The sequence below is a fragment of the Pseudomonas tritici genome (assembly GCF_014268275.3).
Classification (GTDB): domain Bacteria; phylum Pseudomonadota; class Gammaproteobacteria; order Pseudomonadales; family Pseudomonadaceae; genus Aquipseudomonas; species Aquipseudomonas tritici.
Genome location: NZ_CP077084.1, coordinates 4,185,058 through 4,208,456, shown reverse-complemented (window position 1 = coordinate 4,208,456; position 23,399 = coordinate 4,185,058). Strand labels below are relative to the sequence as shown.

Below are 23,399 nucleotides of genomic sequence, written 5' to 3'. Positions count from 1 at the left end.
GGAGGGCGGTACGATGAATAGCAATACACTGTGGTTGATCGCCCGGCGCGTCGGCGCCGGGGCCGTGACCTTGTTGATCGTGTCCATGGTCGTGTTTGCGATCACGGCGGTACTGCCGGGGGACGCGGCGCAACAATCCCTCGGCCAGTTCGCGACCCCTGAGCAGGTGGCGGCACTGCGCCTGAAGCTGGGGTTGGACCAGCCCGGTGTATTGCGGTACCTGCACTGGTTGATGAGCCTGCTCACCGGCGACATGGGCGTGTCGGTCTCCAACGCGATGCCGGTGGGTGAACTGATGGCCGGTCGCGTGCCTAACACCCTGATGCTGGCGGGCGCCACGGCACTGGTCTCGGTGCCGGTGGCGCTGGTACTCGGTATCGGCTCGGCGATGGGCCGGGGCGGGCGCATCGACAGCTGCCTGAGCTTTGTCACCCTGGCCATGGTCGCGGTGCCGGAGTTCCTGGTGGCGACCCTGGCGGTGCTGATCTTCGCGGTCAACCTGGGTTGGTTGTCGGCGCTGTCTTACGCCAGCGACATCACCTCGCCGCTGCAATTCATGCGGACCTATGCGTTGCCGGTGATGACGCTGTGCTGCGTGATCGTCGCGCAAATGGCGCGCATGACCCGCGCCGCCGTGATCGACCAGCTCGACAGCCCCTACGTGGAAATGGCCCGGCTCAAAGGCGTCAGCCCCATACGCATCGTGCTGCGCCATGCCCTGCCCAATGCGATCGGGCCGATTGCCAATGCCATCGCCCTGAGCCTGTCGTACCTGTTGGGCGGGGTGGTGATCGTCGAAACCATCTTTAACTACCCCGGCATTGCCAGCTTGATGGTCGATGCCGTGACCAACCGTGACATGGCGCTGGTGCAAGCGTGCACCATGTTGTTCTGCGCGGCCTACCTGGCGTTGGTGCTGCTCGCCGACCTGTGCGCAATCCTGTCCAATCCGAGGCTGAGAAACCAATGAACCCGCTCATTGCGAAATCCAAGCCCGCGTCCTCCGCCCTGGCCCTCGCCAAGGTGTCCAGCGGCCCGTCGTGGCTGGGCCTTTTGGGCGCCGTTGTGTGCGTCGCCTGGTTGCTGGTGGCGCTGTTGGGCCCCTGGCTGGCGCCACACCCCGTGGGTGAAGTGGTGTCCGATAACATCTTCGAAGGCTTCAGCCTCACTCATCCGTTCGGCACTGATTACCTGGGTCGCGACATGCTCAGCCGGGTATTGGTGGGTGCGCGATTCACGGTCGGGCTGGCGTTGGTGGCGGCGTTGTTGGCCAGTACCTTTGGCACCGGGTGTGCGCTGCTGTCGGTGGTGTCGCCCAAGTGGCTGGACGAGATCATCAGCCGCATCATGGATGCCTTTATTTCGATCCCAAGCAAAATGCTTGCACTGATCATGGTCTCGGCGTTTGGCTCGTCAGTCACACTGCTGATCTGCACGGCGGTGATCAGTTATATCCCCGGCTCGTTCCGCGTTGCCCGCAGCATGGCGGTCAATATCGAGGCCCTGGAATATGTGCAGGTGGCGCGTACGCGCGGCGAAGGCCGTTTGTACGTGGCGTGCATGGAAATCCTGCCGAATATGCTCAACCCGGTGCTGACCGACCTGGGGCTGCGTTTCGGCTACATCGTGCTGTTGCTCAGTGGCATGAGTTTTCTCGGCCTGGGCGTGCAACCGCCAGACGCCGACCTTGGCTCGCTGGTGCGCGAAAACATCGGCGGCCTCAATCAGGGCGCGCTGGCCATCATTATTCCAGCGTTGGCCATTGGCACACTGACCATCGGTGTAAATCTGTTGATCGACTACCTGTCCTCACGACGCAGTCGACGCACGGGAGGCCATTGAAATGACCCAATTGATTCGCGTCGAAGACCTGCGCGTCGTTGCTGGCGACGAAGGCAGCGAGGTAGAAATCGTCAAAGGCGTGAGCTTTTCCCTGGAAAAAGGTGAAGTGCTGGCGCTGATCGGCGAGTCCGGCTCAGGCAAGACCACCATCGCCCTGGCATTGCTCGGCTATGCACGGCGTGGCTGTCGCTTGTCCGGCGGGGTGGTGCAGGTGGGTGAACACGACATGCTCGCCCTGAGTGAAAAACAGCTGCAGGGCCTGCGTGGAAACCGCGTGTCCTATATCGCCCAAAGCGCCGCCGCCGCGTTCAACCCGGCGAAAAAACTCATCGACCAAGTGGTAGAGGGCGCGTTGATCCATGGCCTGGGCACCCGGTCCGAGTTGCAAGCCAAGGCGATCGGCTTGTTTCGTGACCTGGCCCTGCCCAATCCCGAGCGCATCGGCCGGCGTTACCCGCACCAGGTCTCCGGCGGGCAACTGCAACGGGTGATGGCGGCGATGGCGCTGATCAGCGACCCGCTGCTGGTGGTGCTCGACGAGCCGACCACCGCGCTGGACGTGACCACCCAGATCGACGTGCTGCGCGCATTCAAACGCGTGGTGCGCGAGCGTGGCGCGACGGCGGTGTATGTGTCCCACGACCTGGCCGTGGTTGCGCAAATGGCCGACCAGATTGTGGTGCTCAACGGTGGGCAAATCCTCGAGCAGAGCGCCACCGCGCCGCTGCTCAAGACCCCGGCCCATGAGTACACACGCAGTCTGCTGGCCGCCGCGCGGCCGGATACCACCATTCGCCCACCTTGCGGGATTGCCGAAGACGTACCGCTGTTGACCATCAGCGGCCTCACCGCCGGTTACGGCAACAAGAACATGCAGGGCATGCCGGCGATTCGGGTGCTGGAAGACATCGACCTGACCGTGCGTCGCGGCCAGGCCATCGGTGTGATCGGTGAGTCGGGCTCCGGCAAATCCACCCTGGCGCGTGTGGTCGCGGGGCTGTTGACCCCGGCCATCGGTGGGCTGACGTTTGACGGCCAGCCGCTGGGCGGCAGCCTGTCTGAGCGTACCCCGGAGCAATTTCGGCGCATCCAGATGGTGTTCCAGAACGCCGACACCGCCCTCAACCCGATGCACAGTGTGGCGACCATCCTCAGCCGCCCGCTGAAGATGTATTTCGGCCTCAAAGGCGCAGCGCTACAGGCGCGTATCGGCGAACTGCTCGACCTGGTGCGGCTGCCGCGCACCCTGGCTGAACGTCGGCCCAATGAACTTTCCGGCGGGCAAAAACAACGGGTCAACCTGGCCCGCGCGCTCGCCGCCAAGCCTGACCTGATCCTGTGCGATGAAGTCACCTCGGCCCTCGACACCGTGGTCGGCGCGGCGATCCTCGAACTGCTGCGCGACCTGCGCCAGCAACTGGGTGTGTCCTACCTGTTTATCAGCCACGACATCTCCACCGTGCGCGCGCTGTGCGATGACATCGTGGTGATGTACAGCGGCCATAAAGTGCAGGCCGGCAGCCGGCAGTCGTTCGCCGAACCACCGTTCCATCCGTATACCGACCTGTTGATTCACTCGGTACCCGAGTTGCGTCAGGGCTGGCTGGAAAGCTGCGCCACCACCTGCGCGACACTGCCGTCGATTGGCGAGCGGGCCAACGTACCGGAACTCTGCACCTTCCTCAGTCGCTGCCCGGTACGGGTCGACGGCCTGTGCAACCGCACCGCGCCGAACCGCCGCACCCTGGACAACGGCGGTGAAATTCTCTGCCACCACGACAGCGCCCAGCTGCTGAACACCCAGCAGGGCGTCACGACCATGACCTTGGGAGCGTATGCATGAAAGGGCGTTTTGTGAGGCTGGCCGAGCAGGGCCGGCCGACGGTCAGCCTGACCGTGGATGGCGCACCGGTCGAAGCCTTGCAAGGCGATACCTTGATGGTCGCGCTGCTGACCCAGGGCAACGCCTTGCGCCAATCGGAATTCGACAGCGGGCGCCGCGCCGGCTTCTGCCTGATGGGCGCGTGCCAGGATTGCTGGGTGTGGACCCGCAGCGGCGAACGCCTGCGGGCTTGCTCCAATGAGGTCCGTGACGGACTGGACATTGTCACCACACAACCGGAGGCGACATGGCCACTGCACGGGTAATTATTGTCGGCGCCGGGCCGGCCGGCGTTCGCTGCGCGGAAACCTTGCTGGCGGCCGGCATCAAGCCGATCGTGATCGATGAAAATCGCCGCGACGGCGGGCAGATCTACCGTCGCCAGCCAGACGGCTTTACCCGCGATTACACGACGCTGTACGGCACTGAAGCTGCCAAGGCCCAGGACCTGCACCAGAGTTTCGACCGCCTGCGCGGCGCCATCGACTACCGCCCCGACACCCTGGTGTGGAACCTCACGCCGGGGCAGTTGTGCTGCGTGAGCCAGGGCCGCCACAGCACGGTGGATTACGACGCGCTGATTCTTTGCACCGGCGCCACCGACCGCTTGATGCCCATCGAAGGTTGGCAGTTGGCGGGCACCTACAGCCTGGGCGGCGCGCAGATCGCGCTGAAAAACCAGGCCGTGTCCATTGGTCATCGCGTGGTGTTCATGGGCAGCGGGCCGTTGCTGTATCTGGTCGCGAGCCAATACGTCAAAGCCGGCGCCGAAGTGGCAGCGGTGCTCGACACTTCGCCGCTGAGCCTGCGCCTCAAAGCCTTGCCCAAACTGCTGGCGCGCCCGGCGGTGCTGTTCACCGGGATCAAGCTGCTGGCACAACTGTATCGGGCCAAGGTCGCGGTGCACCTGGGGATCAAGCCGCTGCAAGTCATGGGCGATGCGGCCAATGGCGTGATGGGCGTGCGGTTCACCACGGGCAGCGGGCGGACTGAGACGGTGCAAGCCGATGCCGTCGCGCTGGGTTACCACCTGCGCCCGGAAACCCAACTGGGCGACCTCGCCGGGTGCGCCATGGCGTTTGATCATGCGTCCAGCCAGTGGTGGCTGGCGACCGATGAGGCCGGGCGCACGTCGGTAAAGGGCGTGTATGCGGCTGGCGACGGTTCGAAAATTCGTGGTGCGGATGCCGCTGAGCACGCCGGGCGCCTGGTGGCGTTGGCACTGCTGGAAGACCTGCAGCAACCGATCAATGCCGGCCTGCGTGATGAACAACAGCAGGCCCTGGCCGTGATGGATCAATTCCGCCTTGGCTTGGCCGAAGCGTTCCCGTGGCCCAGCGAACAGGCCAAGGCGCTGCCGGACAGCGCCATTGTGTGCCGCTGCGAAATGATCAGCGCCGGTGAACTGCGCCGCACGGTGAGCGAGAAGGGCGCCTGCGAGGTTAACCGCGCCAAGGCGTTCAGCCGCGTGGGCATGGGCCGTTGCCAGGGGCGCTATTGCTCCCAGGCCGGCGCCGAAGTGATCGCCGCCGCCGCCGGTGTGCAGGTCCAGGAAGTCGGTCGCCAGCGCGGCCAGGCACCGGTCAAGCCGTTGTCGATGCTCACCGAGGAGGTGTCGCCATGAGCGTGCAAAAAGCCGATGTGGTGATTGTCGGCGGTGGCCTGATGGGCTCGGCGACCGCGTTTTTCCTGCGGCGTCGCGGGCAGTCGGTGATCCTGCTGGAGCGCGACCAAATCGGTCAGTACGCCAGCGGCGTCAATTTTGGCAATGTGCGCCGGCAAGGGCGGTTCCTCGGCCAACTGGCCCTGGCCAACCGTTCCTGGGCCTTGTGGAAACGCCTGCCGGAGCTGATTGACGATGACCTGGAGTTCATCCCCAGCGGGCATATGCGCGTGTGTTATTGCGACGATGAAATCGCCGAGTTGGAGGCCTATGCCGCCGCGCCGGAAGCCGCGCAACTGGACCTGAAAATCTATCGTGGCGCCGAGTTGCGTCAACGTTTCGGTTTTCTGGGGCCGGACGTCAAGGGTGGCTCCTACGCGCCCCACGACGGCCACGCCAACCCACGGCTGGCTGCACCGGCGTTTGCCCGGGCCGCCAAGCGCCTGGGCGCGCAGATCGAAGAGCGCACCGAAGTGGCCGAGGTTCAGAAAGTCGGCGCCGACTTCCATATCACCACCACCGACGGCCGCCAGTTCCAGGCCGCGCAACTGCTGATCACCGCCGGCGCCTGGGGCCAGAAACTCTCGGCGCAGTTCGGCGAGCCGGTACCGCTGGACACCCACGGCCCGCAAATGGCGGTGACTGAGCCGGTGCCCTATGCATTGCCAACAGTGATCGGCGTGTACACCAAGATTCCCGAGGAAGTGATCTACTTCCGCCAGATTCCCCGAGGCAATATCGTCATTGGCGGCGGCTACCGCAGCAAACCCGACATGCTTAACCGCCGCGCCTATGTGGAACCGCGCAGCATCCTCAATCAGGTCAACCAGATGCGCCGCCTGCTGCCGGGCGTAGGCAACCTGAGCATCATCCGCGTGTGGAGCGGCATCGAAGGCTACCTGCCGGATTCGTTGCCGATAATGGGTCCCAGCGGCACCGTCGACGGGCTGTTCTATGCCTTCGGTTTTTGCGGCCACGGCTTCCAGCTCGGCCCTGGCGTGGGGGATGTGATGGCCGAACTGCTCAGCACCGGCAGCACCAGCACGCCCATCGAGTCGTTCTCCATCACCCGCTTTGCGGAACCTGCCGAACAACGGAGCCACGCCTCATGAAACCCCGCGTCCTCGAGATTCTCAAACAACTGATGGCCTTCGACACGGTGTCATCGGAATCGAACATGGCCCTGATCGACTACGTGCGCGGCCTGCTGCTGGGCAAAGGCATCGAGTCGTTGATCGTCAAGGACCAGACCTGCAAGAAGGCCAACCTGTTCGCCAGCACCGGGCGCAAGGATCAGCCTGGCGTGTTGCTGTCCGGGCACACCGACGTAGTGCCGGCGGCAGGGCAGGCGTGGACCTTTCCCGCCTTTGCCGCCACCGTGCAGGACGGGCGCATCTATGGTCGGGGCAGTTGCGACATGAAAGGTTTTATCGCCCTGGCCATCGACGCCATGCTCGATGCCGCCGACTACAACCTGAACCGCCCCCTGCAACTGGCCCTGTCCCATGACGAAGAGATCGGTTGCGTCGGGGTGCGGCGCTTGCTCGACGTGTTGCACCTGGCACCGATGCGACCCTTTTTGTGCGTGATTGGTGAACCCACCAATATGCAGTTTGTACTCGGCCACAAGGGCAAGGGGTCCTACCGCACTTATTGCCGTGGGCAGGAGGCGCATTCTTCGCTGGCGCCGCGTTCTGTCAACGCGATCCATGTCGCCTGCGACTTTATCGCCGCCCTGCGTGAGAGCCAGCAGCAGCTGCAACAACAGGGCGCCCAGGACCATGACTACGACGTGCCCTACAGCACGGTGCACGTCGGGCAGATTGTCGGCGGCAAGGCGCTGAACATCGTGCCCAACCTGTGCACCTTGGATTTCGAGGTCCGCAACCTGCCGGCCGACGATCTGGATCAGTTTCTGGAGCAGATGCGCGAGCGTGCCGAAGTGATCGTGCGTGAGGCGCAGAAGCTGTCCAGCGTGGCCGCCATCGAGATTGAAACCGTCAACGTCTACCCTGGCCTCGACACGCATCCCAGCGTCGAAGCGGTGCGCTTCCTCAAACAGTTCGCGGCGCCGGACACCGGCACCTCCAAGGTCTCGTTCGGCACCGAAGGCGGCCTGTTCAAGCAGCGTCTGGATGTGCCAGTGGTGGTGTGCGGGCCAGGCTCTATCGAGCAGGCGCACAAGCCCGATGAGTTTATCGAGATCAGCCAGATGGACGCCGGCGAGCGCTTTTTGCAAGGCTTGCTAGGCTCGCTCAAGGCCTAGCAGAGCCTGCCGTCCTGGGGTGAATTTCAGCACGGCACGCTGCTGTAACCGCACTTTCGGCATCCTCATCCGTGGCAGCTCCCTAGACTGGAACCTGTCTCGGATCAGGACTCGACCATGCTCAAGAATCGCTTGCAAGACCCCAGCCTGCTGGCTGAACTCGCCTACGTGGATGGCCAATGGATTGCTGCCGACAGCGGCGCCACCCTGGACGTCCGCGACCCCGCTACTGGCGGCCTGCTCGCGCAGGTCCCGGCGATGGATGCGGTAGATACCCGCCGTGCCATCGAAGCTGCCGAAAGCGCCTGGCCCGCCTGGCGTGCGCGCCCGGCGGCAGAGCGCGCGGCGCTGCTGGATCGCTGGTACCAGGCGATGCTCGACAACCTCGACGACCTCGCACTGATCATGACCAGCGAGCAGGGCAAGCCGCTCAACGAAGCGCGCGGCGAGGTGCGCTACGGTGCCGGTTTCGTCAAATGGTTCGCCGAGGAAGCGCGCCGGGTCTACGGCGAAACGATGCCGGCGCCCAGTGGCGATCGCCGCCTGCTGACCCTCAAGCAACCGGTGGGCGTATGCGCCGCCATCACCCCGTGGAATTTCCCCAACGCGATGATCACCCGCAAATGCGCACCCGCGCTGGCGGCCGGGTGCCCGATCATCGTCAAACCGTCGGACCTTACACCGCTGTCGGCCCTGGCCCTGGCGGTGCTGGCTGAGCGCGTCGGCATTCCTGCAGGGGTGTTCAATGTGATCACCGGGCTGCCCGCCGACATCGGCGCAGAGCTGACCGGCAACCCGGCGGTGCGCAAGATTTCCTTCACCGGCTCCACGGCGGTGGGCCGCTTGTTGATGCGCCAGAGCGCCGAGCACATCAAGCGCCTGAGCCTGGAATTGGGCGGCAATGCGCCGTTTGTTGTGTTCGATGACGCCGACCTGGAACAGGCGGTGGCCGGCGTGATGATCAGCAAATTCCGCAACGCCGGGCAAACCTGCGTGTGCGCCAACCGCATCCTCGTGCAAGACGGCATCTACGAGCGTTTTGCCGCGCGCCTGGTGGAAGAGGTGGGCAAGCTCAAGGTGGGCAACGGCCTGGAAGACGGCGTGACCATCGGCCCGCTGATCAACCCCGCTGCGGTAAACAAAGTGGCGCGGCATATCGACGATGCCCTCAGCCAGGGCGCTCGATTGTTGTGTGGTGCGATCCCTGCTGGCGACAACCAGTTTGTGCAGCCCACGGTACTCGGGGACGCCCATGCCGGGATGTTGCTGGCCAATGAAGAAACCTTCGGCCCGGTGGCGCCGCTGATGCGCTTTACCGATGAAGCCGACGCGCTGGCCCTGGCCAACGCGACGCCGTACGGCCTGGGTGCCTACTATTTCACCCAGGACTTGAAGCGTTCGTGGCGCTTTGGCGAGGCCCTTGAGTTCGGCATGGTCGGGCTCAATACCGGGATTATCTCGATGGAAGTCGCGCCATTTGGCGGCATCAAGCAATCGGGGCTGGGGCGTGAGGGCAGCAAGTACGGCCTGGACGAGTACCTTGAAGTCAAAGCCTTCCACATCGGCGGCTTGAACTGACAGTCAGTGAGGAGTGGTGCATGAACAAGGCATTCAGGATCGCCGCGATTGCCGGCGATGGCATTGGCAAGGAAGTGTTGCCCGAAGGGCTGCGGGTACTGGAACAGGCCGCGAAAATCTGGGACCTGAACCTGAGCATTGAGGTGCTTGATTGGGCCCACTGCGATTACTACCTGGAGCACGGGCAGATGATGCCCGAGGACTGGTTCGAGCAACTCAAGGGCTTTGACGCTATCTACTTCGGCGCGGTCGGTTGGCCAGAAAAAGTCCCGGACCATATTTCCCTGTGGGGCTCGCTGCTCAAATTTCGCCGCGACTTCGACCAGTACGTGAACATCCGCCCGGTGCGGCTGTTCCCCGGCGTGCCGTGCCCGCTGGCCGGGCGCGAGCCTGGGGATATTGATTTTGTGGTGATCCGTGAGAACACCGAGGGCGAGTATTCGTCGGTCGGCGGCAAGATGTTTGAGGGCACCGAGCATGAGTTTGTGTTGCAGGAGTCCGTGTTTACCCGGCGTGGGGTCGACCGCATTCTCAAATTTGCCTTCGACCTGGCCCAGACCCGCCCGCGCAAGCGGTTGACGGCGGCGACCAAGTCCAACGGGATTTCCATCAGCATGCCGTACTGGGATGAGCGCACGGCGTTGATGGCGGCGAACTACCCCGACGTGACGTGGGACAAGCAGCACATCGACATCCTGTGTGCGCGGTTTGTGTTGCAGCCGGACCGGTTTGACGTGGTGGTGGCGTCGAATCTGTTTGGCGACATCCTGTCTGACCTGGGGCCGGCGTGTGCGGGCACGATCGGGATTGCGCCGTCGGCGAACCTGGACCCGCAGCGGCGGTTTCCCTCGTTGTTCGAGCCGGTGCATGGCTCGGCGCCGGATATTTATGGGCAGAACATTGCCAACCCGATTGCGATGATCTGGTCGGGGGCGCTGATGCTGGATTTCCTGGGGAATGGGGATGAGCGCTATCGCGCGGCGCATGATGGGATTTTGCGGGCGATTGAACAGGTGATTGCCGAAGGGCCGATTACGCCGGATCTGGGCGGGCAGGGCTCGACGCAGGATGTCGGGCTGGCGATCACTGAAAGGCTCGATTTCTAAGCAGAGCACGGTCAAAAATGTGGGAGCGGGCTTGCTCGCGAATGCGGTGTATCAGTCAAAGATGTACTGACTGAATCACCGCATTCGCGAGCAAGCCCGTTCCCACATTTTGATCTTCATACATCAGTAGCCCAGTGAACGATCCACTTCGCCGACCATGCGCTCGCCGCGCTCAAACCGGCGGATATTTTCCAACAACACCCCAAACGCACTCGCCGGCTGGGTCATCGCCGCAATATGCGGCGTCAGCATAATCTGCGGATGATCCCAAAACGGATGACTCGCCGGTGCAGGCTCCTCCTGCAACACATCCAACACAGCGCCACTCAACCGGCCGCTGCCCAATGCCTCCAGCAAATCCGCTTCAACCAGATGCCCCCCACGGCCCATATTGATCAACGCCGCCCCCTGTGGCAGTTGCGCAAACACGCGCCGATTGAGGATGCCCTGCGTCTGCTCGGTCAGCGGCAGCACACACAGCAGAATGTCGCACTGACTGAGAAATGCCGGCAGTTGCGCTTCTCCTGCATAACACTCCACCCCTGAAACCTGGTGCGCGCTGCGTGCCCATCCCGACAACGCAAACCCCAGCGGCGCCAACGTCGCTAGAATCTCTCGCGCCTGGGCGCCCAGCCCCATCACCCCAACCCGCCGATTCACCGCCGGTTGCAACAGGTGCGCCTGCCAGCACCGCGCAACCTGCTGCTGGCGATAACGCAACATATCCCGGTGCAGGCTGAGCACGGCCCAGCTGGCGTATTCGCACATGCCACGGGTGATGCCCGGGTCGAGCAGGCGCACCACCGGCAGCGCCGGCGGCAAGCGAGACAGGTCCAGTTGATCGACACCGGCCGACAGCGCAAACAGCACTTTGAGGTTGGGCAGCAATTGCGCCACATCCTCCGGGGCTGTCCAGGCGGCGAGGTACTCGACCTCTTCGGGGTTGCCGATGTCTGGCCAGGCACGCCATTCGATATCCGGGGCATGGTGGGCAAAGAGCGCCTGCCACTGTTGGCCGCGCACCGGATCAGCTTTGTAGAGCAAGGCCATGGGCATTTCCTGCTGGATAAAGGGAAGCCTCATCATCGCCCATACCCCGGCGCAGGATCTGTTGAAAGGCGGGGGCAAAACAGTTGATCCGAATTTCTCACGGGGCAAGTTCGGCTGAGTGCGTTGCCCGCAGGCCGTAATCTGAACAGCATCGCAACCACCTCCAGGTTGCCGGACTCACGATGGGAAATGCCATGAATAGCAAAGTCGACGAAACCCCTCATTTGCTCCGTCAGCGCGAGCAGTTCGTGCCCCGTGGGCTGGTGACCGCGCATCCGCTGGTGATCGACCGCGCCCAAGGCGCTGAGTTGTGGGACGTGGATGGCAAGCGTTACCTGGACTTCGTTGGCGGCATTGGCGTGCTGAATATCGGCCACAACCACCCTAAAGTCGTGGCGGCTGTGCAGGCCCAATTGCAGAAGGTGTCCCACGCGTGTTTCCAGGTTGTGGCTTACCAGCCTTATCTCGACCTGGCCCAGCGCTTGTGTGAAATGGTTGGCGGTGAGGAGGCCTATAAAGCCGCGTTCTTCACCTCCGGCGCCGAAGCGGTAGAAAATGCGGTGAAGATCGCCCGCGCCCACACCAATCGTTCGGCGGTGATCGCCTTTCGTGGCGGCTTCCATGGCCGTACGTTGCTGGGCACTACGCTCACGGGGATGAGCCAGCCTTACAAACAAAACTTCGGCCCGTTCGCGCCGGAGGTATTCCACACCCCCTACCCGAACGCTTATCGCGGGGTGACCAGCGAGGTCGCGCTCAAGGCGCTGGATGAGTTGCTGGCAACCCAGGTCGCGCCGGAGCGCGTTGCGGCGATCATCATTGAACCCGTGCAGGGCGACGGTGGTTTCCTCACGGCGCCGCCGGAGTTTCTGCAGGCGCTGCGCGCGTTGGCCGACAAGCACGGCATTGTATTGATCCTCGACGAGATCCAGACCGGCTTCGGTCGCACCGGCACCTGGTTCGGTTTCCAGCACGCCGGCATCAGGCCCGACCTGGTCACCGTGGCCAAGAGCCTGGCCGGTGGCTTGCCGTTGTCCGGCGTGGTCGGCAAGGCGCACATCATGGATGCGCCGCTGCCCGGCGGCCTCGGTGGTACCTATGGCGGTAACGCCCTGGCCTGTGCGGCGGCGCTGGCGGTCATCGAAGCGTTTGAGCACGAGCAGTTGCTGGCGCGCAGCCAAGTGCTGGGCGAGCGTTTGCGTCAGGGTTTACTCGGTTTGCAGGCGCGCTTCGCGAACATCGGCGACGTACGCGGCACCGGTTTTATGCTGGCCATCGAGCTGATCAAGAATGACCCTGAGCGCACCCCGGATGCCGACCTCAATCAACGGGTGATCGACGCCGCCCGCGCCGGTGGTTTGCTGGTGATCAAGTGCGGCGTACACCGCAACGTACTGCGCTTCCTCGCGCCGTTGGTGACCACCGAGGCGCAGGTCGACGAAGCCTTGCAGATTCTCGACGCGGCCTTGGCACGGGTCTTGAACTGAGGCTGTGCCCGCTAGGGGCGAAATGCATCAAGGGAGGCTTGACCCACCATGGGGCTGACAGATTATCGAGCGTTGCTGATTGACTGCGATGAAGTGCTGGTGGATCGGGATTCGGGGGTGTGGGCGGCGTTGCAACCGCTGCTCGACAGCCGTGGTGGGCAGCCAACCCGGGAGGCCGTGCTGGCCGAATACGACGCGGTCGTTGCCGCGCTCTATCCGCGGTTTGCTGAGCTAGGCTTCAGTGGCGTGTTGTGTTTCGCTCATCGCCAGCTGGCTGAAAAGTGGGGCCTGCATGCCAGTTGGGAGGAGGGCATGAGCTTTGCCCGTTCCGCGGGCAATTGGTCGCTGTTCGAGGATGCGCCGGGGGCGATGCTGTACCTGCGTAAGTTTTATCGCCTGCTGGTGCGTGGCGACCGCGATGCCGAGGATCGCGGGATGTTGTGCGAGCGCCTGGGGATTGCACCGGAAGATTTCATTTCCCTGGCCGATGACCCGCAATGGCACAATCCTCAAGCCTTTGATGAGCAGCCGATCCTGCACGTGACGCGTCCGTCGGTCGGCGCAGAGCACGCGCTGGACCGCTGTTTGATCGGCCGCCAACGGGCCAGACAGCCTTCGCCTTGCGCGGCGGAGTACTGCATCAACAGCATGGCGGATCTGGTGGCGCAGCATCAGCTGTCTTTACGGCGCTGATTTTGCTAGAAGATTGTCTTACAAACGGCAGTCAAGAGGTACGCAATGGAAGGGCAAGTCAAGCTGGACCGGATCGACATCAGCATTCTGGTTGAACTGCAAAAGGACGGCCGGATGACCAATGTCAGCCTTGCCGACGCCGTGGGCCTGTCTGCCAGCCCCTGCCTGCAACGGGTCAAGCGGTTGGAGTCGGCCGGGTATATTTCCAGCTACAAGGCGCATTTGAACCTGGCCAAGATCACCGACTCGGTCACGGTATTCACCGAGATCACCCTCAGCGACCACAAACGCGAGGATTTCGCCAAGTTCGAATCCAACATCCGCCTGGTTGACGAAGTGCTTGAATGCCACCTGATCAGCGGCGGCTACGACTACCTGGTGCGCTTCATGACGCGCAGCATCCAGCACTATCAGGAAGTGGTCGAGAGTTTGCTGGACAAGAATATCGGGATTTCCAAGTACTTCAGCTACATCGTGATCAAGTCGCCGGTGCTCAAGGACGGTGTGCCGCTGCGCAAGTTGCTGCGGCACTGAATCGGGTTTGCGTGGGCTGTACTCGGTTAACAGTGTGGGAGCAAGCCCGCTCCCACAGTTTTTGCTCTGCGGTGTGTCACATGCCCGCGCTACTTGTCGGTGCGCGCATCCAGGGTCTTCTGATGCTCCGCCAGAAACGGCTGTTCCGCCGGATCAAAGCGGTCGATCCCGGCGGTAAAACGATGCCAGTACGGGTACAACGGCTGGCGACGCGTCACCGCCTCGATGCGCAAAGACTGCTCTTCGGTGAGTTTCAGTTCAGTCGCCGCAAGGTTGTCACGCAGGTGCTCTTCGGTGCGCGCGCCGACAATCAGCGAGGTGATCCCCGGTCGATCCTTGAGCCATGCCAGGCACGTGCGGGCAACCGAGACGCCGTGTTCATCACCGACAGCCGCGAGGGTTTCAATAATGTCCAGGGCGCGCTCCTGGTCGTGCACATAAGGTTCCGGCCAATCGCTGCCCTGACGGGTGTTGGCAGGCGGTTTTTGCCCGCGACGGGTGGAACCGGTCAGCAAACCCTCGCCCATCGGGCCCCATACCAGGGTGCCCACCGACTGATCCAGCGCCAGTGGCAGCAACTCATACTCGGCTTCGCGGGATTCCGGGGTGTAGTAGATCTGCTGGGTGATGGGCTTGAGCATGCCGTGCAGCTCGGCCTTGCCCAGGGTTTTCATCATCTGCCAGGCGGTGAAGTTGCTGGTGCCGAAGTAGCGGATTTTGCCCGAGCCCACCAGCAACCGCAGCGCTTCGAGGGTTTCCTCGATGGGCGTCATACCGTCCCAATTGTGCAATTGGTAAAGGTCGATATGGTCGGTACCCAAGCGTTTTAAACTGGCCTCGCACGCACGGATCAAGTGATAGCGCGAGGAACCGGAGTTGTTCGGGTTCTTGTCCACGGGGCTGCGGCCCTTAGTGGCCAGGAGGATGTCGTGGCGCTTGTCGCCCAGGGCTTTACCGACCACTTTTTCGGCCAGCCCGTGGGAGTAAAGATCGGCGGTGTCGACCATGTTCACACCCGCGTCGAACGCGATATCGAACATGCGCTTGGCCTGGGGCACGTCCACCGATCCGCATTTTTCAAACTCTGCGCGACCGCCAAAAGGCACGGTGCCCAGGATGATTTCGGACACCAGCAGGCCGGAATGGCCCAGTTGTCGGTATTGCATGTTGCCTCCTACTAAACGTTGCACGTGAAGGTGTGAACGACGTGGATGGCGATAGTTTGAATTTTTTCATGAAAAAATCGTGCGTCTGCATCTGTGGTGTTGGCTGGAATTCGGTCTTGGCTACGGGCGCAATTTCAGCAGTGACGAAGATCCCCTGTGGGAGCTGTCGAGCCCCAGCGAGGCTGCGAAGGCGGCAGTACTGCAAGCATGTTCGTCGCCTGACACTCCGCTTTCGCAGCCTCGCTAAAGCTCGACAGCTCCCACAGGGGATCAGTGTTGTTGGGAGGCCTGCATTCCTGGATCAGGCACGCCGAAATCCAACACCACCTTCATCGCCTGCGTCTTGTCCGCTGCCAGTTCAAACGCCTGCGCCGCCTGCTCAAATGGCACCGTATGGGATATCACGGGGCGCACGTCGATGATCCGGCGGTTGAGCAAGTCCACCGCCTGGGCGAATTCCGGGTGGAAGCGGAAGGTGCCGCGCAGGTCGATCTCGCGGCTCACCAGCAGATTGAGCGGCAGCGACACGTCGCCGCCCAAGCCCACGGTGACCAGCACGCCTCGCGGCGCGATGCATTCCAGGCCGTTGCGCAGGGCCTGGGCGCTGCCGGAGACTTCGAACATGACGTCGAAATAGCCTTTTTCAGTGGTGTAGCGTTTGAGCGCATCAGCACCGCTGGCGAGGTTGTGGGTGCGCGTGGCACCCATTTTTTCAGCGCAGGCGAGGGCGCTGGTGGACAGGTCTACGGCGACAATTTCAGCGGCTCCAGCAGCGCGCAGGCTACCGATCAACAGGTTGCCGATGGGACCGCAGCCGGTCACCAGCACGCGCTTGCCGAACACCGCGCCGGCCCGTTGGATCGCGTGCAAACCCACCGACAAGGGTTCGGCCAACGCACCTTCGGCCAGGCTGACATCATCGGCCAGCAGATGGGCTTGGTGGGTCTCGATCACCAGGCTTTGGCGAAACGCGCCCTGGATATGCGGGAAAGGCATGGCGCTGCCGTAGAAGCGCATGTTCAGGCAATGGTTGGGCAAACCCTGATGACAGTAACGGCAACCGCCGCAGGGTCGCGACGGGGACACCGCCACGCGTTGCCCTACCTTGAACAACCCGGCATCGCTGCCCACCGCGTCGATCACCGCCGACACTTCATGGCCGAGCACCATCGGCTCGCGCAGACGCACGGTGCCGAAGCCGCCGTGCTGGTAGTAGTGCAAATCGGAGCCGCAGATACCGCCCCGTGCGATGCGTACCCGCAGTTGGGCGGGGGCGAGGGTCTGTGGTTCGTCCAGGCGGTCGACTCGCAAGTCTTTCGAGGCATGGCAGACAATGGCGTGCATACAATTCTCCAGGGTTACAGCGACGCGGTGATGCCACCGTCGACGTAAAGAATATGACCGTTGACGAAGCTGGCGGCGTCACTGGCGAGGAATACGGCGGCGCCGGCCAGCTCGTCCACCTCACCCCAGCGGCGGCTGGGTGTGCGTTGCACCAGCCAGTCGCTGAATTCCGGATTGGCGACCAGATTGGCGTTCAGATCGGTCTTGAAATACCCAGGCCCGATCCCGTTGACCGTCAGCCCATGGGGGCCCCAATCGATGGCCATGCCCTTGGTAAGCATTTTCAGCGCGCCCTTGCTCGCCGCGTACGGCGCAATACCCGGGCGGCCCAACTCACTTTGCACCGAGCAGATATTAATGATGCGCCCACGCTTGCGCGGGATCATCGCCCGCGCCACGGCCTGGCCGACCAAAAAGGCGCTGTCGAGGTTGGTGCTGATCAGTTCGCGCCAGTGCTGCTCGCTGTAGTCTTCCAACGGCCCACGGCGTTGCATGCCGGCGTTGTTCACCAGGATATCCAGCGGGCCGAGGCGTTCTTCGATGTTCGCTACGGCGGCCTGGATGGCCGCGCTGTCGGTCACATCAAACGCCTGTGTGTGCACGTCGAGGCCTTCCAGCGTCAACAGTGCGGCGGTGTCGCGCAAGGTACTGCGGTTGCGCCCGTTGAGCACCACCCGCGCACCGGCCTGGGCCAGGCCGCGGGCGATCGCCAGGCCGATACCGGCGCTGGAGCCAGTGACCAGCGCAAGCCGGCCATCCAGGCGAAAGTGGTCTAAAACGTTGTGCATGGGGCCGTTGCTCCTGGCGCGCTCATTGTTATAAGCAAAATCCGATGATGTCCTGCTTGGTTGGCCTAAGTTCACTCCGGTACAGGCAGTGGGTCCAATGTTCATTTATGATCGGGTGATCAACATTTGTGATAACCGGGGAGGCCTGATGGAGCTAAAGCACTTGCGCGCCTTTGTGGTGCTCGCCCAGGAGCTGCATTTCGGCAGGGCGGCGGCGCAGCTGTCGATTGTGCAACCGGCGTTGAGCATGCAGATCAAATTGCTGGAAAGTGGCCTGGGCGTACGCCTGCTGGATCGCAATCGCCATTCGGTGACCCTGACCGATGCGGGTCGCGTGTTTCTGCCTGAGGCCCAGGCCACTTTGCATCAGGCGGCGCGTGCAGCGGATGCGGCGCGGGCGTCCAATCGCGGCGAAATCGGCCGGGTGCGCCTGGGGTTTGTGTCGTCGGTGCTGCCGCAGCTGTTGCCGGAATTGATTCGCACGGTGCACCAGCGATACCCGCGTATCGAGCTGGAGCTCAAGGACATGCCCGGGCCCGACCAGGCTGCCGCGCTGAAGAACGGCCTGCTGGACTTCGGCCTGATGCGCCTGCCCGCCAGTCACCCCGGCGTACAGACCCGTGCGGTGTTGCACGAGCATTTCTGTGTGGCGTTGCCGATGGATCATCCCTTGGCATTGAAAACGTCGATCCACCCCACCGATCTGCTCCGGGTGCCGGTGTACATTCTCGCGCGACGCTATGCGCCGGGTTTCTACGACGAATTTATCCAAGCCGTGGGCATGCCCCTGGAGATCGCTTCTGAGCTGGGCGAATTTACCACCATGCTCGCGCTGGTCTCCGCGGGGCTGGGTGTTGGGGTGCTGCCGCAGCAGGCGGCACGGGCGCTGCCGTCCAATTGCGTGTCGCGGCATATGGAGCTGGGCGCCTTTCAGGCCACTACTGGTTTGGCTTGGACCGAGCTGGACAGCGCGGTGAAGACCACCTTGTTCAACCTGATCGTGGAATTGTCCGGCGAGTGATTGTTTCGCCAGATGAAATGCTGGATTGTAAATCCTGGTGATTCCAACGCTCGGGGCAGGGGTAGAACATGCAGAGCGTCGACCCCATTCTTCTGGAGCTTCTCATGATCAAACTCTACGGTTTCCCGTTGTCCGGCCACTCCCACCGGGTCGAGCTGATGCTGTCCCTGCTGGGGCTGCCCACCGACTACATCCTCGTGGACCTCAAGCAAGGCGCCCACAAAGCCCCCGACTTTATTGCCAAGGTCAACAGCTTCGGCCAAGTGCCAGCGATTGATGACAACGGCACTGTGTTGGCCGATTCCAACGCAATCCTGGTCTACCTGGCGACCCAATACGGCAACGGAAAATGGCTGCCGAGCGACCCCCGGGGGCAGGCCCGCGTGCAGCGTTGGCTTTCGGCCGCCGCCGGTCAACTTCACGCCGGGCCCGCCACCGCACGCCTGGCCCTCGTGTTTGGTGCCGAGGTCGACACTGTCACTGCCATTACCAAATCCCACGCTTTGCTGACGTTGATCGAAGCGCAACTGAGCCAAAGCCGGTTCCTGGCCAGTGAGCAACCGACCATTGCCGATATCGCCTTTTACACCTACGTGTCCCACGCGCCGGAAGGCAATGTATCGCTGGCCGACTACCCTCATGTGCGTGCCTGGCTCGCGAGCATCGAGGCGTTGCCGGGCTTTGTCGGCATGCCGCGCACGGCGGTAGGTTTGCAGTCACAGTAACGTTCAAGAGGGCCACCGATGGATCGATTTCATGAAATGCAGGTGTTCCTGGCGGTGGCCGAGGAGGAGGGCTTTGCCGCCGCCGCGCGCCGCCTGAAAACCTCACCCCCGAGCGTGACCCGGGCCATCGCCGCGATGGAGGCGCGCATCGGCACTCAACTGCTGGCGCGCACCACCCGCAGCCTGCACCTGACTGAAGCCGGCCAGGGTTACCTGGAAGATTGTCGGCGCATCCTGGCGGAACTTAATGAAGCCGAGGAAGCGGCGGCGGGCAGTTATTCCATCCCTTGTGGCCACCTGACGGTGACCGCGCCGGTGCTATTTGGCGAGCTGTATGTGGCGCCGGTGCTGGGGGAGTACCTCGACCGGTTTCCCTTGGTCAACATCAACGCCTTGCTGGTCGACCGCGTGGTCAACATGACCGACGAAGGCGTCGATGTGGCGGTGCGTATTGGCGATCTGCACGAGCCGGGGCAACAGGCGATCAAGGTCGGCGAAGTACGTCGGGTGGTGTGTGCAGCGCCGGCCTATCTCGACCGGCACGGGCGGCCCCGGCATCCGTCGCACTTGCGTGAGGCCAAGATTGCCACGTCGTCGTCCAGCCAATTGGTGAGCGAGTGGAATTTTGTCGACGCGGATCAGCCGCTGACGGTGCCTATTGAGCCGCGCCTGGTCGTCTCGGCGAACAATGCCGCGATCAACCTGGCGAGGCTGGGCTGGGGCATGACGCGGGTGCTGTCCTATCAGGTCGCAGCCTCGGTGGCCGCCGGGGAGCTGGAAATTGTCCTGGAAGCCTTCGAACCGGCACCCCTGCCCATCCAGGTGGTGTTCCAGAAAAGCGGCCGCGTGCCTGCCAAGATCAACACCTTTGTCGACTTTCTCAGCCATCGCCTGAGCCAGGACGCCGCCCTGAACCCGGCGATGAAACGGCGCAGCTGATGGAGCGTTATCGCGATATGCAACTGTTCGCCGCGCTGGCCGGACAACCGAGCCTGGCCTCGGCAGCGCGGGATGCGCAGGTGTCGGGGCCGACCCTGGTGCGGGCGATTGCACGCCTGGAAGCGCGTTTGCGCGTGCCGTTGCTTGAGCGCAGTACGCGCGGCGTTAGCCTGACCGACGCCGGCAGCGCCTACCTGGCCGACTGCGTGCGCCTGATCACCGCCGTGGACGCCGCCGAAGCGTCAGCCAAAGGGTTGCATGTGCAGGCCGAGGGCAATCTGCGGGTGTTTTTGCCATTCCTGTTCAGCCGCTATGTGATGGCGCCGGTGTTGGCCGACTACATGGACCGCTACCCTGAGGTGCGCGTCGTCGCTCATTACCATGACTATTACCCGAACCTGCATGAAGAGGGACTGGATGTGGCGATCCTCGTCGGCGAACTGCCCAGCTCATCGTTGATTGCACGGCCGGTGGGGCGGGTGCGGCATATCCTTTGCGCCAGTCCCGATTACCTTGTGGCCCACGGCGAACCCCTGCACCCGGATGACCTCAAGCAACATCGGCTGATTGCCAGCGCCGCTCAGGTGTATTGGGATTTCCATGGCTATCAGCTCAAGACCCGCGCGCGCCTGAGCTGCGCCACGGTGCAGGGCACGATCAATGCGGCCGTGCATGGGGCGGGGCTGATTCGCTGCCTGAGCTATCCGGTTCACGAGCATCTGCTCAAGGGTCACCTGCGGCAGGTGTTGCCGGGCTACGAACCGCCGCCGCTGCCCGTGCACGTGGTGTATCGCGAAGGCCGCAATGCACCGATGCGTGTGCGCAGTTTTGTCGATCACTGCGTGACAGCGCTGCGCGAGCATCCAGCCTTTCAGCTGGCGTAATAGTGGATTGCCCGGCGTGGTTATTCCCTCGGTGGCTGGCAGGGCGCAGCATCGAGGTATCCAACATGAGGTGCTCGCCAATGAACCTGATCGAACAAAGTCCCTGGCATGCTGGCGAACGGCAGATGCAAGCTGCGGTTGGCGTGGCCGAACGCATGGCCGTGATCGGGCCCAAGGTGATTCGTGATCACCTGCCGGAGCAGCATCGGGATTTCTATCCCTTGTTGCCTTACCTGATGCTGGGCGCGGTGGACGAACAGGGCATTCCCTGGGCGACGATGGTGGAAGGGGCGCCGGGCTTTGCCCACTCGCCAGACCCACAGACCTTGCAGATCGACAGCCTGCCGTCTGCGGGCGATCCGGCCCGTAACGCCTTGCTCAACGGCGCGTCGGTGGGCGTGCTGGGCATCGACCTCAGCACCCGCCGTCGCAACCGCATGAATGGGCGAATCAGCAGGCTCGATCACGAGGGTTTTTCGGTCGACGTGGTGCACACCTTCGGCAATTGCCCCAAGTACATCCAACGGCGGCCGGTCGATTCCATCGCGCGCAAGCCCGGCACGCAGGTGGAACGCTTCAATGACCTGGACGACGCGGCACACACGATGATCCGCGACGCCGACACGTTTTTCGTCGCCAGCTACGTGGACCTGGACGGCCAACGCTCGGTGGACGTCTCCCATCGCGGCGGTAACACCGGCTTTGTGCGGGTTGAAGGCAACGTACTGACCATCCCCGACTTCGCCGGCAACCTGTTCTTCAACACCCTGGGCAACTTGCAGAGGAACCCGGTGGCGGGGTTGCTGTTTTTCGATTTTGCCTCGGGGGATGTGTTGCAGGTTGCCGGGCGGACTTCGCTGATCCTCGACGGCCCGCAAGTGGCCTTGTTTGAAGGCGCCCAGCGCTTGTGGACAGTGACCGTCGAACACGTGGTCCGCCGCCAGGCGGCGTTGGCGCTGAGGTGGCAGTTCGCGGAATTTTCGCCGTTCAGTCTGGCGATGGGGCGCTGGTAGGCGGGGTTGTGGAGTAGGTCGCGTTGGGGAACAACTGATTGCTCATCTCGATGATTTCCCATCGGCGCGCCGCCCCTGTAGTGAGCGGGCTTGCCCCGCGCTGGGTGGCGAAGCCGCCCCAAACCGGATCGCCGCAGTGTGTCAGTGAATCTTGCGGCGCCTGGGTTAGGGCGGCTTCGCCACCCAGCGCGGGGCAAGCCCGCTCACTACATGCGCTGTCAGAGCCAGGCAGCATCCCACAGTGAGTAATCGCCTACCCGCTCAACCAGGCCTGCTCGCAACGGGTTAGCCACGATGTAGCGCGCCATCGTACGAATATCATCCTCTACACGCACAGCCCTATCGTAATAACCAGGTTGCCAGACGCGTTCCTTGCTTCTGCGACGCCTGTTAATCGTCAGCGTACTGCGTGACTTGATGCGCCGGACAACGTCGGCCAACGTCTGCTGTTTCAACTCAAACAGCCAATGAATATGGTCAGGCATAATTACCCATGCCGTGGAATCGACCAACCCAAGTTCATGAACTTGTCGGAACTCGGCAACCAGCAGGCGACCCAGGAACAGGTCGGCGAACAAACGCTGGCGGTGGTGAACGACGATGGTAATGAGATAGCTACGTCCGTGTTCTGAGTAGCGACCGTGACGCAGGCGATGTGTTTGAGGTTTTGGGCGCAATCCGTTGCTCCTGGAATAGTGCTTAGGAACATTAACGCTAGCTCGCGATTTACAGTGAACCTCCGCGATTTGGTCACTGAATATTTGTAGTGAGCGGGCTTGCCCCGCGCTGGGTGGCGAAGCCGCCCCAAAACGGATCCCCGCGGTGTGTCAGGTGAGTTTTGCGTTGCCTTGTTTGGGGCGGCTTCGCCCCCCAGCGCGGGGCGAGCCCGCTCACTACAAGGGTCCCGGGCATGATGGTTGAAATGTTGCCAGATGTTGAATCACCAGATTGCGCCAACCCAGTGCGTTAGCCTTGTTTTCCCACCGACAACAAGGACTCGTCATGCTGCGAAAAGTCATCAATCCCACAACCGTGTTCAACTCCCTGCAATACGGCTTCAGCCAGGCCCTCGAAGTGCCGGAAGGCCGGCGCATCCTGCTTTCCGGCCAGGTGGGCGTGGATGCCCAGGAACGTAGTGTCGGCCCTGGCATCGCTGAGCAGACCGCGACCGCCCTCGACAATATTGAAAAGGTTCTGGCCGAGGTCGGCGGTGATCTATCCCATGTGGTGATATTGCGGCTGTATATCGTCGAGTCCGCCCGTGATCAGCAGGAGCCGATTGCCCAAGCGCTGCGTGAGCGCTTCCCGCACAACCCACCGCCGTCTTCGTGGATCATCGTCAGTGGGTTGTCATTGCCGGAATGGTTGATCGAGATCGAGGCTGAGGCTGTGATTCCTTTCAGTTAAGCGATCACTCT

23 protein-coding genes are annotated in these 23,399 nt (G+C 62.9%); 18 read left to right on the top strand and 5 right to left on the bottom strand.

Annotated elements, in window-relative coordinates:
- The first annotated feature begins 13 nt into the window (after nt 1–13).
- From HU722_RS18965 to HU722_RS18925, 9 genes are all read left to right on the top strand, one after another.
- On the top strand, nt 14–970 hold the full coding sequence (locus HU722_RS18965) for an ABC transporter permease (RefSeq protein WP_049712489.1): 957 nt from the start codon (nt 14–16) through the stop codon (nt 968–970).
- Entirely contained in the window at nt 967–1,842 is an 876-nt protein-coding gene (locus HU722_RS18960; protein ID WP_065875922.1) for an ABC transporter permease, read from the top strand. Before HU722_RS18965 ends, HU722_RS18960 begins: the two co-directional genes overlap by 4 nt.
- 1 nt (nt 1,843) lies before the next feature.
- A complete protein-coding gene (locus tag HU722_RS18955) occupies nt 1,844–3,685 on the top strand; it encodes an ABC transporter ATP-binding protein (protein ID WP_065880923.1) in 1,842 nt (613 codons plus the stop codon).
- Nucleotides 3,682–3,990 (top strand): (2Fe-2S)-binding protein, encoded by a 309-nt coding sequence (locus HU722_RS18950; RefSeq protein ID WP_065875926.1) that lies wholly within the window; start codon nt 3,682–3,684, stop codon nt 3,988–3,990. The genes HU722_RS18955 and HU722_RS18950 overlap by 4 nt, the downstream gene beginning before the upstream one ends.
- Nucleotides 3,972–5,348, top strand: a complete 1,377-nt coding sequence (locus tag HU722_RS18945; protein ID WP_065880924.1) for an FAD/NAD(P)-dependent oxidoreductase — start codon at nt 3,972–3,974, stop codon at nt 5,346–5,348. Before HU722_RS18950 ends, HU722_RS18945 begins: the two co-directional genes overlap by 19 nt.
- Nucleotides 5,345–6,499, top strand: a complete 1,155-nt coding sequence (locus tag HU722_RS18940; protein WP_065890690.1) for an NAD(P)/FAD-dependent oxidoreductase — start codon at nt 5,345–5,347, stop codon at nt 6,497–6,499. The genes HU722_RS18945 and HU722_RS18940 overlap by 4 nt, the downstream gene beginning before the upstream one ends.
- Nucleotides 6,496–7,653, top strand: a complete 1,158-nt coding sequence (argE, locus tag HU722_RS18935; RefSeq protein WP_186754927.1) for an acetylornithine deacetylase — start codon at nt 6,496–6,498, stop codon at nt 7,651–7,653. The genes HU722_RS18940 and argE overlap by 4 nt, the downstream gene beginning before the upstream one ends.
- Before the next feature lie 117 nt (nt 7,654–7,770).
- On the top strand, nt 7,771–9,231 hold the full coding sequence (locus HU722_RS18930) for an NAD-dependent succinate-semialdehyde dehydrogenase (protein WP_065890692.1): 1,461 nt from the start codon (nt 7,771–7,773) through the stop codon (nt 9,229–9,231).
- Nucleotides 9,232–9,251: 20 nt separating this feature from the next.
- Complete coding sequence (locus HU722_RS18925; protein ID WP_065890693.1) at nt 9,252–10,337, top strand: tartrate dehydrogenase; 1,086 nt, start codon at nt 9,252–9,254, stop codon at nt 10,335–10,337.
- A 123-nt stretch (nt 10,338–10,460) separates the two neighbouring features.
- Here the strand turns inward: HU722_RS18925 and HU722_RS18920 are convergent, their stop codons facing one another.
- Complete coding sequence (locus HU722_RS18920) at nt 10,461–11,387, bottom strand: 2-hydroxyacid dehydrogenase (RefSeq protein WP_186754931.1); 927 nt, start codon at nt 11,385–11,387, stop codon at nt 10,461–10,463.
- 194 nt (nt 11,388–11,581) lie between these two features.
- Here HU722_RS18920 and gabT point away from each other — a divergent pair, with 194 nt between their 5' ends.
- Genes gabT through HU722_RS18905 form a run of 3 tightly spaced genes read left to right on the top strand, consistent with a single transcriptional unit; the run spans nt 11,582 to nt 14,101 of the window.
- Complete coding sequence (gene gabT, locus HU722_RS18915; RefSeq protein WP_065875936.1) at nt 11,582–12,874, top strand: 4-aminobutyrate--2-oxoglutarate transaminase; 1,293 nt, start codon at nt 11,582–11,584, stop codon at nt 12,872–12,874.
- A 48-nt stretch (nt 12,875–12,922) separates the two neighbouring features.
- The gene (locus HU722_RS18910) at nt 12,923–13,567 is read left to right on the top strand and encodes an HAD family hydrolase (protein ID WP_065880929.1); all 645 of its coding nucleotides are present in this window, start codon (nt 12,923–12,925) and stop codon (nt 13,565–13,567) included.
- Nucleotides 13,568–13,612: 45 nt separating this feature from the next.
- Nucleotides 13,613–14,101: an Lrp/AsnC family transcriptional regulator gene (locus HU722_RS18905; protein ID WP_010449292.1), complete on the top strand. Its 489-nt coding sequence runs from the start codon at nt 13,613–13,615 to the stop codon at nt 14,099–14,101.
- An 89-nt stretch (nt 14,102–14,190) separates the two neighbouring features.
- Here HU722_RS18905 and HU722_RS18900 read toward each other — a convergent pair whose 3' ends face one another.
- The 3 genes from HU722_RS18900 to HU722_RS18890 all read right to left on the bottom strand — a co-directional run bounded on the left by HU722_RS18900 (nt 14,191) and on the right by HU722_RS18890 (nt 17,399).
- On the bottom strand, nt 14,191–15,267 hold the full coding sequence (locus tag HU722_RS18900) for an aldo/keto reductase (protein WP_065875938.1): 1,077 nt from the start codon (nt 15,265–15,267) through the stop codon (nt 14,191–14,193).
- A 270-nt stretch (nt 15,268–15,537) separates the two neighbouring features.
- Nucleotides 15,538–16,611 (bottom strand): L-idonate 5-dehydrogenase, encoded by a 1,074-nt coding sequence (locus HU722_RS18895; RefSeq protein ID WP_065890695.1) that lies wholly within the window; start codon nt 16,609–16,611, stop codon nt 15,538–15,540.
- Between the two features lie 14 nt (nt 16,612–16,625).
- Nucleotides 16,626–17,399, bottom strand: coding sequence for a glucose 1-dehydrogenase (locus tag HU722_RS18890; protein ID WP_065875940.1), 774 nt, complete (start codon nt 17,397–17,399; stop codon nt 16,626–16,628).
- A 148-nt stretch (nt 17,400–17,547) separates the two neighbouring features.
- Here HU722_RS18890 and HU722_RS18885 point away from each other — a divergent pair, with 148 nt between their 5' ends.
- The 5 genes from HU722_RS18885 (at nt 17,548) to HU722_RS18865 (ending at nt 21,981) form a co-directional block, all read left to right on the top strand.
- Nucleotides 17,548–18,420: a LysR family transcriptional regulator gene (locus tag HU722_RS18885; protein WP_065876018.1), complete on the top strand. Its 873-nt coding sequence runs from the start codon at nt 17,548–17,550 to the stop codon at nt 18,418–18,420.
- Between the two features lie 104 nt (nt 18,421–18,524).
- A complete protein-coding gene (locus HU722_RS18880; protein WP_065875941.1) occupies nt 18,525–19,145 on the top strand; it encodes a glutathione S-transferase family protein in 621 nt (206 codons plus the stop codon).
- 18 nt (nt 19,146–19,163) lie between these two features.
- Nucleotides 19,164–20,084 (top strand): LysR family transcriptional regulator, encoded by a 921-nt coding sequence (locus HU722_RS18875; RefSeq protein WP_065875942.1) that lies wholly within the window; start codon nt 19,164–19,166, stop codon nt 20,082–20,084.
- A complete protein-coding gene (locus tag HU722_RS18870) occupies nt 20,084–20,968 on the top strand; it encodes a LysR family transcriptional regulator (RefSeq protein WP_065880932.1) in 885 nt (294 codons plus the stop codon). Before HU722_RS18875 ends, HU722_RS18870 begins: the two co-directional genes overlap by 1 nt.
- 80 nt (nt 20,969–21,048) lie before the next feature.
- Nucleotides 21,049–21,981 carry a pyridoxamine 5'-phosphate oxidase family protein gene (locus HU722_RS18865; RefSeq protein ID WP_065890696.1) on the top strand — a complete coding sequence of 311 codons (933 nt, stop codon included), beginning with the start codon at nt 21,049–21,051 and terminating at the stop codon, nt 21,979–21,981.
- A 218-nt stretch (nt 21,982–22,199) separates the two neighbouring features.
- Here HU722_RS18865 and HU722_RS18860 read toward each other — a convergent pair whose 3' ends face one another.
- On the bottom strand, nt 22,200–22,658 hold the full coding sequence (locus HU722_RS18860; protein ID WP_065875945.1) for an REP-associated tyrosine transposase: 459 nt from the start codon (nt 22,656–22,658) through the stop codon (nt 22,200–22,202).
- Between the two features lie 325 nt (nt 22,659–22,983).
- Here HU722_RS18860 and HU722_RS18855 point away from each other — a divergent pair, with 325 nt between their 5' ends.
- Complete coding sequence (locus HU722_RS18855; RefSeq protein WP_065875946.1) at nt 22,984–23,388, top strand: RidA family protein; 405 nt, start codon at nt 22,984–22,986, stop codon at nt 23,386–23,388.
- Nucleotides 23,389–23,399 lie beyond the last annotated feature (11 nt).

Coding starts and splice junctions, on each gene's coding strand:
- HU722_RS18905 (WP_010449292.1), top strand. CDS start 13,613: ATGGAAGGGCAAGTCAAGCTGGACCGGATCGACATCAGCATTCTGGTT.
- HU722_RS18930 (WP_065890692.1), top strand. CDS start 7,771: ATGCTCAAGAATCGCTTGCAAGACCCCAGCCTGCTGGCTGAACTCGCC.
- HU722_RS18910 (WP_065880929.1), top strand. CDS start 12,923: ATGGGGCTGACAGATTATCGAGCGTTGCTGATTGACTGCGATGAAGTG.
- HU722_RS18875 (WP_065875942.1), top strand. CDS start 19,164: ATGGATCGATTTCATGAAATGCAGGTGTTCCTGGCGGTGGCCGAGGAG.
- HU722_RS18940 (WP_065890690.1), top strand. CDS start 5,345: ATGAGCGTGCAAAAAGCCGATGTGGTGATTGTCGGCGGTGGCCTGATG.
- HU722_RS18880 (WP_065875941.1), top strand. CDS start 18,525: ATGATCAAACTCTACGGTTTCCCGTTGTCCGGCCACTCCCACCGGGTC.
- HU722_RS18925 (WP_065890693.1), top strand. CDS start 9,252: ATGAACAAGGCATTCAGGATCGCCGCGATTGCCGGCGATGGCATTGGC.
- HU722_RS18950 (WP_065875926.1), top strand. CDS start 3,682: ATGAAAGGGCGTTTTGTGAGGCTGGCCGAGCAGGGCCGGCCGACGGTC.
- HU722_RS18890 (WP_065875940.1), bottom strand. CDS start 17,399: ATGCACAACGTTTTAGACCACTTTCGCCTGGATGGCCGGCTTGCGCTG.
- HU722_RS18885 (WP_065876018.1), top strand. CDS start 17,548: ATGGAGCTAAAGCACTTGCGCGCCTTTGTGGTGCTCGCCCAGGAGCTG.
- gabT (WP_065875936.1), top strand. CDS start 11,582: ATGAATAGCAAAGTCGACGAAACCCCTCATTTGCTCCGTCAGCGCGAG.
- HU722_RS18900 (WP_065875938.1), bottom strand. CDS start 15,267: ATGCAATACCGACAACTGGGCCATTCCGGCCTGCTGGTGTCCGAAATC.
- HU722_RS18895 (WP_065890695.1), bottom strand. CDS start 16,611: ATGCACGCCATTGTCTGCCATGCCTCGAAAGACTTGCGAGTCGACCGC.
- HU722_RS18855 (WP_065875946.1), top strand. CDS start 22,984: ATGCTGCGAAAAGTCATCAATCCCACAACCGTGTTCAACTCCCTGCAA.
- argE (WP_186754927.1), top strand. CDS start 6,496: ATGAAACCCCGCGTCCTCGAGATTCTCAAACAACTGATGGCCTTCGAC.
- HU722_RS18920 (WP_186754931.1), bottom strand. CDS start 11,387: ATGGCCTTGCTCTACAAAGCTGATCCGGTGCGCGGCCAACAGTGGCAG.
- HU722_RS18870 (WP_065880932.1), top strand. CDS start 20,084: ATGGAGCGTTATCGCGATATGCAACTGTTCGCCGCGCTGGCCGGACAA.
- HU722_RS18955 (WP_065880923.1), top strand. CDS start 1,844: ATGACCCAATTGATTCGCGTCGAAGACCTGCGCGTCGTTGCTGGCGAC.
- HU722_RS18865 (WP_065890696.1), top strand. CDS start 21,049: ATGAACCTGATCGAACAAAGTCCCTGGCATGCTGGCGAACGGCAGATG.
- HU722_RS18965 (WP_049712489.1), top strand. CDS start 14: ATGAATAGCAATACACTGTGGTTGATCGCCCGGCGCGTCGGCGCCGGG.
- HU722_RS18960 (WP_065875922.1), top strand. CDS start 967: ATGAACCCGCTCATTGCGAAATCCAAGCCCGCGTCCTCCGCCCTGGCC.
- HU722_RS18945 (WP_065880924.1), top strand. CDS start 3,972: ATGGCCACTGCACGGGTAATTATTGTCGGCGCCGGGCCGGCCGGCGTT.